Raw genomic sequence first — 14266 nt, 5'->3', positions numbered from 1 at the left:
TAACGGAAGTCGAGCGGGGAAGACGCACAGTATGAGCGCGACCAGGATTCCCGGACCCGGAGCCAATGTGGCCGTGTGCCGCAAGGCGCGCGGCTTCAGCCAGGTTGCCCTCGCCCGGCGGGCGGGTGTGTCGGTCTCGCTGCTCAGCAAGATCGAGGTGGGCGACCGCGCGCTGACCCAGGGCATTGCCGCTGCTCTCGCTCAGGCCATGGGGCTGACGCTGGACGAGCTGCTGGGCACGGCCCCGGTCCAGCGAGCCGACGAGAACAGCTTGACCGCCCTCAACCACGCCATCCGGCGGTTCGACATCTCCGACGTGCCACCGGTCCACCCCGAAGACCTGCCGCGCCGGCTCGCCGAGCTGAATGAACATCGCTACCGGACTGAGCTGTCGGCGGTGTTGCAGGAGCTCCCCAGTGTGCTGGCCGACGCCACCAACCACGCCCACGCCACGCAGTCGCCCGACGCCTGGACCCGTGTCGCCGACGCGTACTCGGTGGTCTACTGGCTGGCCGCCCGGCACCGCTGGATGCACCTCGCCGAGCTGGCCGTGATGAAGCAGCGGCTGGCCGCCGAGCGTGCCCACCCGATCGCCGCCACCGTGGCCGCCCGTGACGAGGCCGGGGCCTTCCTCAATTCGGGTGACTTCGGCGGCGGGCTGGCCATCGTGGACCGCGCCATCGTCGAGGCGGAGTCCACACTCCGAGGACGCGACCGCGCGTTCGGCCTGGGCATCCTGCACCTGCGCGGGCTCACCTTGGCAGGCCGGCTCAAGGACAGCGCCACCGCAGACAGCCACATTCAGGCGGCGTGGCGGGTGGCCGAGGAGTATGGCGAGGACGCCGACGAACACGGCATCCACTTCGGGCCGGACCAGACGGCCACCCATGTCATCTCGACGTACAGCGACATGGACCAGCACCGGACCGCGTTGGAGACCGCCGACGACCTGATGCGGCGTGGCACGTCTCTACCGGCCACCCGCATCGGTCCCTTGCACATGAACCTCAGCAGGTCGCACCTTGCCCTCGGTGACCGGGATTCCGCCCTGGTCTCACTCGAAGAGGCGTGGGAGGTTGCCCCGGAGATGGCCAAGGTGCACCCGACGAGCCAGGAGCTGATGCGCGTGCTGACCTCGCTGCACCGTCGCAGCAACCCCCGGCTGACCAAGCTGGCGAAGCGCGCCGGCGTGCCTTTCTAGCCCTCAGCCCGGCCCGTTCAGGAACAGGCACTCAGCTTGTTCTTCAACCTTGGCCTGGGCACCTGCCGTTTTGTCCGTCCACAGGCCAGTGGCAGTGTGAGCCGGATGATCGGACGCCTGTACACCGTTGTCATCGACTGCCCCGACCCGGATGAGCTCGCCGGTTTCTACGCGAAGCTGCTGTCGCTCTCACGGCAGGCGGACACCGGCGACTTCGTCGTGCTCCAGAACGCGGCGGGCACACCGGTGGTCGCCTTCCAGCGGGTAGACGACTTTCGCGCGCCGCGGTGGAAGGATTCCGCGCGCCCTCAGCACATGCACCTCGACGTGATGGTCGCGAACCTCGATACGGCTGAGGCCCAGGTGCTCGCCCTCGGTGCGACGCTGCTGGATGGTTCGGACAAGCCGATCGGTTACCGCGTCTACGAGGACCCCGTCGGTCATCCCTTCTGCCTGATCACTCCCGAGGGAGCCTGACCCTGCCACTCGAGGTCCGGCGTCGAAAACGACTCGAACTGCGTCGAGACCCTCAAGTCCCATGCTGAGAAGCTCCGCTGAGGGCAACTCGGTTATTACCTCGACCACTCGTTGTCGTCACGGTTCGGCGTCGCACCCAGCGTGCAGGCGTGCTCGCGCTGGAGGCTGTTCCCATGGGGAGAAGGCCACAAGTCCAGACCGGCACTACCGGTGGCTGCTTATTCAACGGGTGCATAGCCCTGTGTGTCCTCCTGCTCGTGACCGTCGTCAGCGCCTGGATCTGGCTGGCGACTCAACCAGAGCGTGATGAGGCCGAGGCCCGCGCAGACTTGCGTGCCAACGTAGAAGAAGGCCGGCAGCGCCTCAGCCGAGCCGCGGCTGACGGGGTCTTGCAAGACGCAGAGATCGCTCAGCTCTTCCCTCTCGCGAAGCCGGCCGAGGGATTGGTCGACATCAAAAGGCAGGGGGAATCGACCACCGTCATCGCGGAGATGCTCGGTCTTGGACCGACACGCACGTACATCTTCGTGTACGAGACCACAGTGGAGGGCTGTTACGCCTTCCACATCCCCCCGCGCGCACGCGGAGCCCCGCGCGTTTCCGTGCGGCAACTCCCCGACGAGACATGTACAGCCAGGGCCGCGTCCTCGCCACCTCCATCACGCAGCACTCGTAAGGTTCCGTCGTGACCAGAGGAAAAGGGCGGTGGTCCAAGCCGGATCCGGACCATGGCGTCGAAGAGGCGACGCTGCTCATTCTGGAATGGCTCGGTGAGCAGGGCGTTGGGGCGATGATCCGGGTCGACTCGGAGCGGATGCGGGAAGGCCGGCCGGCGTGGACCTTTGCCGCTGGTGGGGGGCCACTGTCCGAAGGGCTGAGAGCCGACGGAGCCTCAGTCGCGGAATGCATGGGCAGAGCACTGCTCAAGCTGCGAGAGGCCGGTCTGGCTGTGCCCTTCTGAGCACCGGAACCCCAGCCGGCCTCCCCGTGATCCGTTACCCGCCATGAACCGCGCAGCGGGATGGCAGGCTTGGGGCATGCGCCGACCGTTCGCCATCATCGCCGCGGCCCTTCTCGTGGGCGCCTTCGCCGTGCCCGCCTCCGCCGCCGACGGCGACGAGGACTTCACGATCAAGGACCCGCGCATCACCGAGTCCAGCGGTCTGGCCGCCTCCCGGCTCCACCCCGGTATCTACTGGACGCACAACGACAGCGACGACGGTCCCTACATCTACGCCGTCGACAGCAGGACGGGCGAGACCGTCGCCCGCCTCACCCTCACCGGCGTCGGAACGCCCCGGGACGTCGAGGCCATCTCCATCGGCCCGGGCAACCGGATCTACGTGGGCGACATCGGCGACAACCTCGGCGGCAGCTGGCCCCATGTGTGGATCTACGAGCTGCCCGAGCCGAAGACGCTGAAGGACCAGACGATCCGGGCCACGCAGTACGTCGTGAAGTACTCCGACGGGGCCCGCGACGCCGAGTCCCTCGTCGTGCACCCGAAGACCGGCCGCGTCTACATCGTCGACAAGAACGAGAAGGGCGGGCACCTGTACGAGGGTCCCGCCGAGCTCTCCGCCTCGGGCACGAACGTCTTCCGGCCCGTCGCGGCCGTGCCCGACCTGGAGGCCACCGACGCCACGCTCTCCCCGGACGGTGAACACCTCGTCGTCCGCAGCTACTTCGGCGCGATCGCGTACGACTGGAACGGCGGGAAGATCAAGCGGGAGCAGCGGCTCGGCGTGCCGTTCCTCGGGCAGGGGGAGTCCGTCACCTACACCGCCGACGGGACGAGGCTCATGTACGGCGCCGAGGGGGCCGACAGCTCGGTGGAGGGGCAGGACCCGCCCGGTGGCTCCGGATCGTCGTCCGAGGGAGGGAGTTCGTCCGCGCGCGGCGGCCGTGGCAGCGGCGACGGGCTCAGCGTCGATCTCAAGACGGGCGCCATCGCCGTGGCCGTGGCGTGTGCCGCCCTGCTCGGCCTGCGCGGGCTGAGGCGGCGCAGGTAGCAGCCGGAGACGGCGGCGGCTTATGGGGCCGGCTCGTCCCGGCGTTGCGCGACCAGTACTTCCAGCCCGTCCAGGATGCGCTGGAGTCCGAAACCGAAGTGGTCGAAGTCCGGCCCGAACGTGTCCTCGGAGAGCGACGCCATCACCGGGTAGCGGCCCGAGGCCAGGACCTTCTCCAGCACCGGCACCTGTGCCTGCCAGAACTCCGTGTCCGTCAGGCCCGTCCGGCGCTCCGCCTCCTGCTGGTAGAGCTGCGTGCGCGCGGCCCCGACGACGTACCCGTCGATCATGATGATCGCGGATACCAGTTCGGGGTCGGTCAGCCCCATCGGGCGGATCCGGGTGAGGACCTTCTCCATGCCGTCCAGGGCGCTCGGGCCGAGGATCGGGCGGGACTGGTTGACCTGGAGCAGCCAGGGGTGGCGGCGGTAGAGGGCGAGCGTCGCGCGGGCCATGGCCTCCAGGGCGGCTCGCCAGCCGCTGTCGCCCAGGTCCGCCGGATTCTCGGAGGGGCGCTGGACCCGGTCCAGCATCAGGTCGAGCAACTCGCCCTTGCCGGGGACGTACCGGTAGAGCGACATGGTGCCGGTGCCGAGTTCGGCGGCGACCCGGCGCATGGAGAGCCCCTCCAGACCCTCCGTGTCCGCGACCTGGACGGCGGCTTCCACGATCCGGTCCAGGGTCAGGGTCGGCTTGGGGCCGCGGCTGGGACGCCGGCCGGTGTCCCACAGCAGTTCGAGGGTGCGCGCGATATCGCCGCTGCCACTGGTCTCCGTACCGACCGTATGGCCGGTACCACCCGTCCTGCCCGTACCGCTCCTGCCGCTTTCCATGGAGCCCAGCTTAAGTCCCCCGCAAAAAACTGGGTACGGCGTACGCGTAACCGGGTACGCTGTACCCAGTTCGGTGCCCGGAGCAGGGCACGAGCACAGGGGAGGGGCGGTATGGACGGATACGCGGTGCGGGCCGAGGCGCTGGAGAAGCGGTACGGCGAGAAACGCGCCCTGGACGGCTTCGACCTGGCCGTACGCGAGGGCACGGTGCACGGCCTGCTCGGACCCAACGGGGCGGGCAAGACCACCGCCGTCCGCATCCTGTCCACGCTGATCCGGCTGGACGGGGGCAGGGCGACGGTCGCCGGGCTGGACGTGGCCCGGCAGCCGCGCGAGGTGCGGGCCCGGATCGGGCTCACCGGGCAGTACGCGGCGGTGGACGAGGTGCTCACCGGCCGCCAGAACCTGGAGATGTTCGGCCGGCTGTTCCACCTGGGCGGCAAGCGGGCCGGGCTCCGGGCGGCCGAACTGCTGGAACAGTTCGACCTGACCGACGCCGCCGACCGGGGCGTCGGCAAGTACAGCGGCGGCATGCGGCGCCGCCTCGACCTCGCCGCGTCGATGATCCTCGCCCCGGCCGTCCTCTTCCTCGACGAGCCGACGACCGGTCTCGACCCCCGTAGCCGCGGGGAGGTCTGGGACTCCGTACGGGCGTTGGTGGCGGGCGGCACGACCGTGCTGCTCACCACGCAGTACCTGGAGGAGGCCGACCGGCTCGCCTCCCGCATCACCGTCATCGACCAGGGGCGGGCCATCGCCGACGACACCCCGGACGGGCTGAAGAACCTGGTCGGCGGCGACCGTATCGAGGTCGTGGTCGCCGAGCGGGCCGAGATCCCGCGGGTGGTGAAGGTGGTCGCCCGGGTCACGGACGGCGAACCCGAGGCGGACGAGAACGAGTTGCGGGTGCACGCCCCGGTCACCGACCGGGTCACGGCGCTCACCGAAGTGGCGCGGACCCTTCAGGACGAGGGCGCCCGCGTCCAGGACATCGGGCTGCGCAGGCCCAGCCTCGACGACGTGTTCCTGCGCCTGACCGGACACCGGACCGAGGAAGGAGCCGCGGCGTGAGCGCCATCGACCTGAGCCCGCCCGGCACGCGCGGCCGCACCTACTGGCTGCTCGCCGACTGCTGGAACGTCGTCCGCCGCGGCCTGACCCACTACCAGCGCCAGCCCGTGAACATCGCCTGGCAGCTGGGTTTCCCGATCCTCTCCGTGCTGCTCTACGGCTATGTCTTCGGCAGCGCCATGAAGGTGCCGGGCGGCGGGGACTACAACGACTACCTGATGCCGGGCATGTTCGCGATGACCATGGCGTTCGGCTTCATCAACACGGCGACCGTCGTGGTCCACGACTCCACCAAGGGCGTCATCGACCGCTTCCGCTCCATGCCGATGGCGTCCTCCGCCGTGGTGGCCGGACGCGGTGTCACCGATCTGCTCGTCGCCTGCGCCGAGTTGGCGATCATGATGCTCACCGCGCTCGCCATGGGCTGGCGGCCGGAGGGGGGCCTCGGCTTCCTGGGCGCGTTCGGGCTGCTGCTGTGGCTGCGGTTCGCGCTGATCTGGATCGGGGTGTGGCTCGGCCTGCTCGTGCCCAACCCGGAGGCGGCGGGCGGCCTGTTCGCGGTCGCCTTCCCGCTGACGATGATCTCCAGCATCTTCGTCGCGCCGCAGCTCATGCCCGGCTGGCTGAGCTGGGTGGCGGTCTGGAACCCGATCTCCTCCACGGCGGCGGCGACCCGCGAGCTGTTCGGCACGCCGGTCGGCGGCGACACCTGGGTCGAGCGGCACGCGCTGCTGATGGCCGGGGTGTGGCCGGTGATCCTGACGCTGATCTTCCTGCCGCTCGCGGTACGGCGGTTCAGGAAGCTGAGCCGCTAGGCGGACACCTCTCGAGCGGAACCCGCACCTCCCGGAGGGTTGACGTGCTCATGGTGCGTCAGTTTCCTGGGAGGTGCGCGGCATATGGGAGCGCTCCCATGCGAGTTCCGGGGCCGCGCCTCCCCCGAGAGGAAGCAGCCATGTTCCGCACTCTGCGAAGAGCGCTGTGCGTCGCCGCGGCGCTCCTGTTACCCCTGGCCGGTACCCAGTCGGCACAGGCCGACGCCGACGCCGACGTCGACGCTCAGGCCGGCGCCGGCTACTGGCACACCAGCGGTCGGCAGATCCTGGACGCGGCCGGCCAGCCGGTCCGTATCGCCGGCGTCAACTGGTTCGGCTTCGAGACCGACATCCATGTCGTCCACGGCCTGTGGGCCCGCGACTACAAGAGCATGATCGACCAGATGAAGTCGCTGGGCTACAACACCATCCGGATGCCCTACAGCGACGACATCCTCAAGCCCGGCGCCATGCCCGAGAGCATCAACCACGACGGCAAGAACACCGACCTGCGGGGCCTGACGTCGCTCCAGGTCCTGGACCGGATCGTGGCGTACGCCGGGCAGGCCGGACTCAAGATCGTCCTCGACCGGCACCGCCCGGACGCGGCGGGACAGTCGGCGCTCTGGTACACGGCGTCGGTCCCCGAGTCGACCTGGATCACCAACCTCAAGTCCCTCGCGACGCGCTACAAGGGCAACCCCACCGTCGTCGGCATCGACCTGCACAACGAGCCCCACGACCCCGCCTGCTGGGGCTGCGGCGACACGGCCCGGGACTGGCGGCTGGCCGCCCAGCGTGCGGGCAACGCGGTGCTGTCGGTCAACCCCGAGCTGCTGATCATGGTCGAGGGCGTGCAGTCGTACAACGGCGCCAACGGCTGGTGGGGCGGCAACCTCATGGGCGTCGCCCAGTACCCGGTCCAGCTGGACGTCCCGAACCGGCTGGTGTACTCGGCCCACGACTACGCCACGTCGGTGGCCCAGCAGTCGTGGTTCAGCGACCCGTCCTTCCCGGCCAACATGCCGGGGATCTGGGACAAGTACTGGGGCTACATCTTCAAGCAGAACATCGCGCCGGTGTGGCTCGGCGAGTTCGGTACGACGCTCCAGCCGGCGGTGGACCAGAAGTGGCTGTCCGCGCTGGTGACGTACCTGCGGTCGACGTCGGCGAACGGCGCCGACAGCTTCCACTGGACGTTCTGGTCCTGGAACCCCAACTCCGGGGACACGGGCGGGATCCTGAAGGACGACTGGCAGACGGTGGACACCGCGAAGGACGGGTACCTCAAGGCGATCAAGGCGCCGGGGTTCGAGGGCGGCGGTTCCGGGCCGGATCCCGGCGGGCCGGGCGAACCCGGCGGCGCGGCCGCCTGCACCGCCGCCTACGCGGTGAGCAGCGACTGGGGCGGCGGCTTCAACGCCGAGGTGAAGGTGACCAACACGGGCACGACGCCGCTGAAGTCCTGGAAGGTCACGTGGGCGTGGAGCGGTGCGGAGAAGATCACCAGCATGTGGAACGCGTCGTACACGCAGAGCGGGACGGGCGTCACGGCGGTGAACGCCGCGCACAACGGAAGCGTGCCGGTGGGGGGTTCGGCGAGCTTCGGCCTCGGAGGTGCTCCCGGGGGCGGGGCTGTGCCGAGTGTGACGTGCACGGCGACATGACGCCGGTGTGACGGGGGCGCTCGGTGCCGGCCGGGCGTCTCCGGATCACCTGCATACCCGGCCATGTACCTGACCGGGGGGCTCGCCGGGAGCGCCCTTCTTCTGATGCGGAGGATTCCGTACTGACCCGCCCGGCACCGGCGTACGCTGAGCCGTATGGTGCTTTACCGTGCCAAGAGAGGACAAACGGGTCAGGTATCGCCGGGCGATCCGAACCTTCCCGTGTTCGTCGACGCCTCCGGCCGGCGTGCGCGGAATCTGCGGCGCGCCGGCTACGGGCTGGCGGCCTGCGCGGCCACGTACATGGCGGTGCTGGGGCTGAGCCTGATGGGAGCAACGCCCTTTGCGCCGGGGGCGATCCTGCCCGGTGACATAGCGGCGCCTGCCGCACCGGGACCGCGCACCCCGGGCCGGACGCCCCTGGCGCCGCCGGACGACCCTTCGGCCGCGGCCGGTCCTCCGGTCGCCGTCGGTCCTTCGGCCGCGGCCGGCCCGAGCACCCTGCTCCTTCCGCAGCTCACCACGCCCGGCCCTTCCCTTGCTCCACCGCTTGTGCCCGGGGACCCACCGACCAGCGCACCGGCACCTCCTGACACAACAGAACCGCAGGCACCAACGACCCAGGCGCCACCGTCACCGGCGCAGCCCACGAGCCCTCCTGTTCCTCCCGCTCCCGCCCCTGCGCCCAGCACGGGCGGCACTCCCGCATCGCCGCCGCCCTCGCCCGCACCTGCTCCGCCGACCAGTGCCCCACCGGCCCCACCGGCACCCGCGCCCCCGGCGCCGGCGCCGACGCCGCCAGCCACCCCCCAGCCCACTGCGCCGGCGACCACTCCCTCGGCGCCGCCCGGTGGCGTGGCCGAACCCCCGCCCTCCGGCCCATCGGTGGTTGAGGCTCCCTGATGCGGCGGCACCCTGACCGGTCACCCGGCCGCTCACCGGGGTCGCCCGGCCCGCGGCGGAGGCGAGCACCCCTGTCGCCGCGGCACCGCTTCCGCATCGTCGTTCCCCTCGTCCTGCTGGCCTTCGTCGCCTCGGTCCTCCTCGTCGAGGGGTACACCACCAGGGGCTTCGCCGGTGACCAGGAAGGGCGCGGCGGACGACCGGCCACCGGCGTCCCCCGCAGGATCGCCGGCGGCGGCCCGGTCGTCGACACCACCGACGATCACCAGCGGACGTATCGCACACCGGACAAGACCATCGTCCTGACCTTCGACGACGGCCCCGACCCCACCTGGACGCCCCGCATCCGGGCCGTCCTCGACCACTACGGCACGCCCGGCACCTTCTTCGTCACCGGGCAGCAGACCGCCCGGCACCCGGGAGTCCTGCGCAGTGTGGTCCGCTCCGGCCATGAGATCGGCGTGCACACCTTCTCCCACCCGGACCTGGCCACCCGGTCCGCGAGCGAGGTCGACCGTGAGCTGGCGCTGACCCAACTCGCCCTCGCGGGGGCCGCGGGCATCAACACGTCGCTGATGCGGATGCCCTACTCCTCGGTCCCCTCCGCCCTCGACGACTCGGCGTGGTCCGTGGCCCGGCGCCTGGGGGAGAAGGGCTACGTCCTGGCGTTCATCGACCAGGACACCAACGACTGGCGGCGGCCGGGCGCCCGGGCCATCGCCGACGCGGCCACCCCGAGAGTGCCGGGCCGGGGCGCGGTCGTCCTCCTGCACGACGCGGGAGGGGACAGAGCACAGACGGTCGAAGCCCTCAAGACCCTGATCCCCCGGCTGAAGGCCCAGGGCTATCGCTTCACCACCCTCGCCGATCTCGTCGGCACCGACAGTTTCACCAGCCCCGTCGACACGGCGGACCGCTGGAGCGGCCGCATCTTCGTGGCCGCCGTGACCGTGTCGGGGGCGGCGGTGTCGGCCGTCAGCGTGCTGCTGCTGGTGGTCGGTTCGCTCGTCCTCGCGCGCTGTGTGCTCCTGCTCGTCCTGGCCCGTCACCACGCCCGCCGTCAACGGCGCCCCCACGGCGACCGGCACGGGCCGGTCACCCGGCCGGTCAGTGTCGTCGTACCCGCCTACAACGAGGAGCTGTGCATCGCCAAGACGCTCCGCTCCCTCGCCGCGAGCGACCACCCCGTCGAGATCATCGTCGTGGACGACGGATCCAGCGACGACACCGCCGACCTCGCACAGTCGCTCGCCCTCGACAACGTCACCGTCATCCGGCAGCCCAACGGCGGCAAACCCTCCGCCCTCAACACCGGCGTCCTGCGCGCCTCCCACGACCTCGTCGTCATGCTGGACGCCGACACCGTCTTCGCCCCCTCGACCGTCGGCCGCCTCGTCCAGCCGTTCGCCGACCCCCGCGTCGGCGCCGTCGCGGGCAACGCCAAGGTCGGCAACCGCCGGCGGCTGCTCGGCCGGTGGCAGCACATCGAGTACGTCATGGGCTTCAACCTCGACCGCCGCATGTACGACCTGCTGCGCTGCCTGCCCACCATCCCCGGTGCCGTGGGGGCGTTCCGCGCCGAGGCCCTGCGGGACGCCGGAATGATGAGCGCGGACACCCTCGCCGAGGACACCGACATCACCATGGCCCTGCACCGGGCCGGGTGGGAGGTCCACTACGCGCCGGACGCACTCGCCTGGACCGAGGCACCGTCCTCGCTGCGGCAGCTGTGGCGCCAGCGCTACCGATGGAGCTACGGCACGATGCAGGCCACGTGGAAGCACCGGCACGCGCTGTTCGAGCGTGGCCACGCGGGCCACTTCGGCCGCCTCGGTCTGCCCCTGCTGGCCGTCTTCCAGATCTTCACCCCGCTGCTCGCCCCGCTGATCGACATACTGGCCGTCTACGGGCTGGTGTTCGGCAACCCGCGCACCACCGCGCTGGCCTGGGGCGGCGTGCTGGCGGTGCAGGCCGTCTGCGCCGGGTACGCCTTCCGTCTCGACGGCGAGAGGCTCCGGCCCCTGTGGGCGCTTCCGCTCCAGCAGGTCGTCTACCGCCAGGTGATGTACCTGGTCCTGACCCAGGCCTGCCTGACCGCGATCAACGGCTACCGGCTGCCCTGGCAGCGGCTCAAGCGCAGCGGGGACGTCATGCTGCCTCCCCAGCCCTCCACCCGCCGGACGTGAGCTTCCCTGCCGCAGCCCTCTACGCCTCATGGCTCATCCGGTTCACCGGGGCCCCTGACCCCAGGGGCGCTTCGGTGTTCCCGGCGCCCCTCTCATCGCGACCTGCGCTCTTCCTGCGGGTGTTCGCTGTAGTCCAACAACCCCCGTTTTCCGGGGATTTGGGCACAGTAGATGACTCGATTCGGTCAAGTCTTGGTCGAATACGTACGTGCATGGCGTGCTCTTCCGAAACGATGCGGCACGGACCGCGTGACACGCGGTCCTGACCCCCCTCACCGTTCTGAGAGAACTCCATGAGAAGAAGCGCAGCCGTCCTGTGCGGCGCGACCGTCGTCCTGGCCGGGACGCTCACCGCCGTCCCCGCCAGCGCCAGCGCGCCGCACTCCGCGACCACCGCCCAGGCCGCGAAGGTCACCTGGAAGAAGTGCGGCACGGAGGACTACCCGACGCTCCAGTGCGCGTCGGTGAAGGTGCCGCTCGACTACGCCAAGCCGCAGGGGAAGCAGATCACGCTGGCGCTGTCCCGCGTGCCGCACACCGCCAAGACGTACCAGGGCCCGCTGCTGGTCAACCCCGGCGGCCCCGGCGGCAGTGGCCTGTCGCTGGCCGGTTTCGTCGCGTCGTCCCTGCCGAAGGAGGTCGCCGCCCAGTACGACGTCGTCGGCTTTGACCCGCGCGGCGTGGGCAAGAGCCAGCCCGCCCTGGACTGCAAGCCGGGTTACTTCGACCCGGTGCGCCCCGACTCCGTGCCCAGCACGCCCGCGCTGGAGAAGGCCAACCTCGACCGCGCCAAGTCCTTCGCCCAGGCCTGCGGCAAGAAGTACGCGGACGTCCTGCCGTACATCAACACGGTCAGCGCCGTGAAGGACATGGACTCGATCCGCAAGGCCCTCGGCGCCAAGAAGATCAATTACTTCGGCTACTCGTACGGCACCTACCTCGGCTCGGTCTACGCCAAGCTGTTCCCCGAGCGGGTGCGGCGCCTGGTGCTGGACTCGATCGTCGACCCGACCGGGGTCTGGTACGAGGACAACATCCAGCAGGACTACGCCTTCGACAAGCGTCACAAGGCGCTCATGGCGTGGATCGCCAAGTACGACTCCACGTACAAGCTCGGCACCGACCCGAAGAAGGTCGAGGCCAAGTGGTACGCCATGCGGGCGGCCCTGGCCAAGAAGCCGGCGGGCGGCAAGGTGGGCGCCTCCGAGCTGGAGGACATCTTCATACCCGGCGGCTACAACAACGCCTACTGGCCCACCCTCGCCCAGACGTTCGCGGCGTACGTCAACAAGAAGGACACCGCCGCGCTGGTGAAGGCGTACGACAACATCGCCGCCATCGACGCCTCCGGCGACAACGGCTACAGCGTCTACACCGCGGTGCAGTGCCGTGACGCGTCCTGGCCGCGCGACTGGAAGCAGTGGCGCAAGGACAACTGGGCGGTGTACGAGAAGGCGCCGTTCATGGCCTGGAACAACGCCTGGTACAACGCGCCGTGCGCGTTCTGGCCGACGAAGACGCTGAAGCCGGTGAACGTCGCCAACACCAAGCTCCCGCCGGTGCTGCTGTTCCAGGCGACGGACGACGCGGCCACCCCGTACCAGGGCGGTGTCACCATGCACCGCCTGCTGAAGGGCTCCAGCCTGGTGGTGGAGCAGGGCGGCGGCAACCACGGCATCACGCTGGGCGGCAACGCCTGCCTCGACAAGTACCTGGCGGCGTACCTCACCAGCGGCAAGGTGCCGCACGGCAGCGGCGTGGCCGACGCGGTCTGCAAGAAGCTGCCCGACCCGAAGCCGCAGGCCACGGCGGAGAAGACGCCGAGCACGGGCCAGTCGGCCGTCGCGACGGTCGGCAACACCCTGCGCGGGATCCTGGGGTCCGGGGTCTGAGCGCGCTCGCGTGAGCATCGCCTGACATGACGTGAGGGGCGCCCGGTACCAGCCGGGCGCCCCTCATCGTCTGCGGGAGAAGATCAGAGCTTCTCGATCACGTAGTCGACGCACTTCGTCAGGGCCTCGATGTCCGCCGGGTCGATCGCCGGGAACATCGCCACGCGCAGCTGGTTGCGGCCGAGCTTGCGGTAGGGCTCGGTGTCGACGATGCCGTTGGCGCGCAGGACCTTGGCGACGGCGGCGGCGTCCACCTCGTCCGTGAAGTCGATCGTGCCGATGACCTGGGAGCGCTTGGCCGGGTCGGTGACGAACGGGCTCGCGAACTTGACGTCCTCGGCCCAGCCGTACAGCGTCCGCGCGGACGTGGCCGTGCGGCGCACCGACCAGTCCAGGCCGCCCTGGCCGTTGATCCACTCCAGCTGCTCGTTGAGGAGGAACAGGGTGGCGAGGGCCGGGGTGTTGTACGTCTGGTTCTTGCGGGAGTTGTCGATCGCCGTCGGCAGCGAGAAGAACTCCGGGACGTGCCGGCCGGACGCGTGGACGCGCTCCGCGCGCTCGATCGCGGCCGGGGAGAAGACGCCGATCCACAGGCCGCCGTCGGAGGCGAAGGACTTCTGCGGGGCGAAGTAGTAGACGTCCGTCTCGGCGATGTCGACGGGCAGGCCGCCGGCACCGGAGGTGGCGTCCACGAGGACCAGGGCGCCCTCGTCGGCGCCGGCCACGCGCTTGATCGGCATGGCGACACCGGTCGAGGTCTCGTTGTGGGTGAACGCGTACACGTCGACGCCCGCCCCGGCGACCGGCTCGGGGTGCGTGCCCGGGTCACTGGAGATGACGTCCGGCTCGGCCAGCCAGGGCGCGAGCTTGGCGGCCTTGGCGAACTTGGAGGAGAACTCGCCGAAACTGAGGTGCTGCGACTTGTTCTCGATCAGGCCGTGCGTCGCGATGTCCCAGAACGCGGTGGAGCCGCCGTTGCCGAGGACCACCTCGTACCCGTCGGGGAGCTGGAACAGCTCACGGATGCCCTCACGCACCTTGCCGACCAGGTTTTTGACAGGGGCCTGGCGGTGGGAGGTGCCCATGAGGGACGTGCCGCTGGCGGCGAGGGCGTCCAGCGCCTCCGTCCGCACCTTGGAGGGACCCGCGCCGAAACGACCGTCCGCGGGCTTGATGTCAGAGGGAATCCGGATCTCAGCCACGGAGGGG

At 70.2% G+C, this 14266-nt stretch carries 11 protein-coding genes; 9 read left to right on the top strand and 2 right to left on the bottom strand.

All coding sequences use genetic code 11. The annotated features are described in order from the left end of the window. Nucleotides 1-31 precede the first annotated feature (31 nt). The 4 genes from QF034_RS17870 to QF034_RS17855 all read left to right on the top strand — a co-directional run bounded on the left by QF034_RS17870 (nt 32) and on the right by QF034_RS17855 (nt 3690). Complete coding sequence (locus QF034_RS17870) at nt 32-1201, top strand: helix-turn-helix domain-containing protein (RefSeq protein ID WP_307175917.1); 1170 nt, start codon at nt 32-34, stop codon at nt 1199-1201. Between the two features lie 36 nt (nt 1202-1237). Further along, the gene (locus tag QF034_RS17865) at nt 1238-1678 is read left to right on the top strand and encodes a VOC family protein (protein WP_307175916.1); all 441 of its coding nucleotides are present in this window, start codon (nt 1238-1240) and stop codon (nt 1676-1678) included. 685 nt (nt 1679-2363) lie between these two features. Then, nucleotides 2364-2639, top strand: a complete 276-nt coding sequence (locus tag QF034_RS17860; protein WP_307175915.1) for a hypothetical protein — start codon at nt 2364-2366, stop codon at nt 2637-2639. Between the two features lie 76 nt (nt 2640-2715). Beyond that, nucleotides 2716-3690 (top strand): WD40 repeat domain-containing protein, encoded by a 975-nt coding sequence (locus QF034_RS17855; protein WP_307175914.1) that lies wholly within the window; start codon nt 2716-2718, stop codon nt 3688-3690. 20 nt (nt 3691-3710) lie between these two features. On the opposite strand, the gene QF034_RS17850 is transcribed toward QF034_RS17855, so the two are convergent. After that, nucleotides 3711-4523, bottom strand: a complete 813-nt coding sequence (locus QF034_RS17850; protein WP_307175913.1) for a TetR/AcrR family transcriptional regulator — start codon at nt 4521-4523, stop codon at nt 3711-3713. 111 nt (nt 4524-4634) lie between these two features. On the opposite strand from QF034_RS17850, the gene QF034_RS17845 reads away from it, so the two are divergent. The 5 genes from QF034_RS17845 (at nt 4635) to QF034_RS17825 (ending at nt 13057) form a co-directional block, all read left to right on the top strand. Continuing rightward, nucleotides 4635-5594, top strand: coding sequence for an ATP-binding cassette domain-containing protein (locus QF034_RS17845; RefSeq protein ID WP_307175912.1), 960 nt, complete (start codon nt 4635-4637; stop codon nt 5592-5594). Beyond that, nucleotides 5591-6409 (top strand): ABC transporter permease, encoded by an 819-nt coding sequence (locus QF034_RS17840; protein WP_307175911.1) that lies wholly within the window; start codon nt 5591-5593, stop codon nt 6407-6409. The genes QF034_RS17845 and QF034_RS17840 overlap by 4 nt, the downstream gene beginning before the upstream one ends. A gap of 140 nt (nt 6410-6549) precedes the next feature. Next, nucleotides 6550-8076 (top strand): cellulase family glycosylhydrolase, encoded by a 1527-nt coding sequence (locus QF034_RS17835; protein WP_307175910.1) that lies wholly within the window; start codon nt 6550-6552, stop codon nt 8074-8076. 902 nt (nt 8077-8978) lie between these two features. Next, nucleotides 8979-11165 (top strand): bifunctional polysaccharide deacetylase/glycosyltransferase family 2 protein, encoded by a 2187-nt coding sequence (locus QF034_RS17830; RefSeq protein ID WP_307175909.1) that lies wholly within the window; start codon nt 8979-8981, stop codon nt 11163-11165. A gap of 293 nt (nt 11166-11458) precedes the next feature. Further along, a complete protein-coding gene (locus tag QF034_RS17825; protein WP_307175908.1) occupies nt 11459-13057 on the top strand; it encodes an alpha/beta hydrolase in 1599 nt (532 codons plus the stop codon). Nucleotides 13058-13140: 83 nt separating this feature from the next. Here the strand turns inward: QF034_RS17825 and serC are convergent, their stop codons facing one another. Beyond that, the gene (gene serC / locus QF034_RS17820) at nt 13141-14259 is read right to left on the bottom strand and encodes a phosphoserine transaminase (protein ID WP_307175907.1); all 1119 of its coding nucleotides are present in this window, start codon (nt 14257-14259) and stop codon (nt 13141-13143) included. Nucleotides 14260-14266 lie beyond the last annotated feature (7 nt).

Origin of the sequence: Streptomyces africanus (genome assembly GCF_030816955.1) — a bacterium.
In the GTDB taxonomy this organism is placed as follows: Bacteria; Actinomycetota; Actinomycetes; order Streptomycetales; family Streptomycetaceae; genus Streptomyces; species Streptomyces africanus.
Note: the sequence above shows the minus strand (reverse complement) of the source record. Positions and strands in the feature narration are given on the sequence as shown.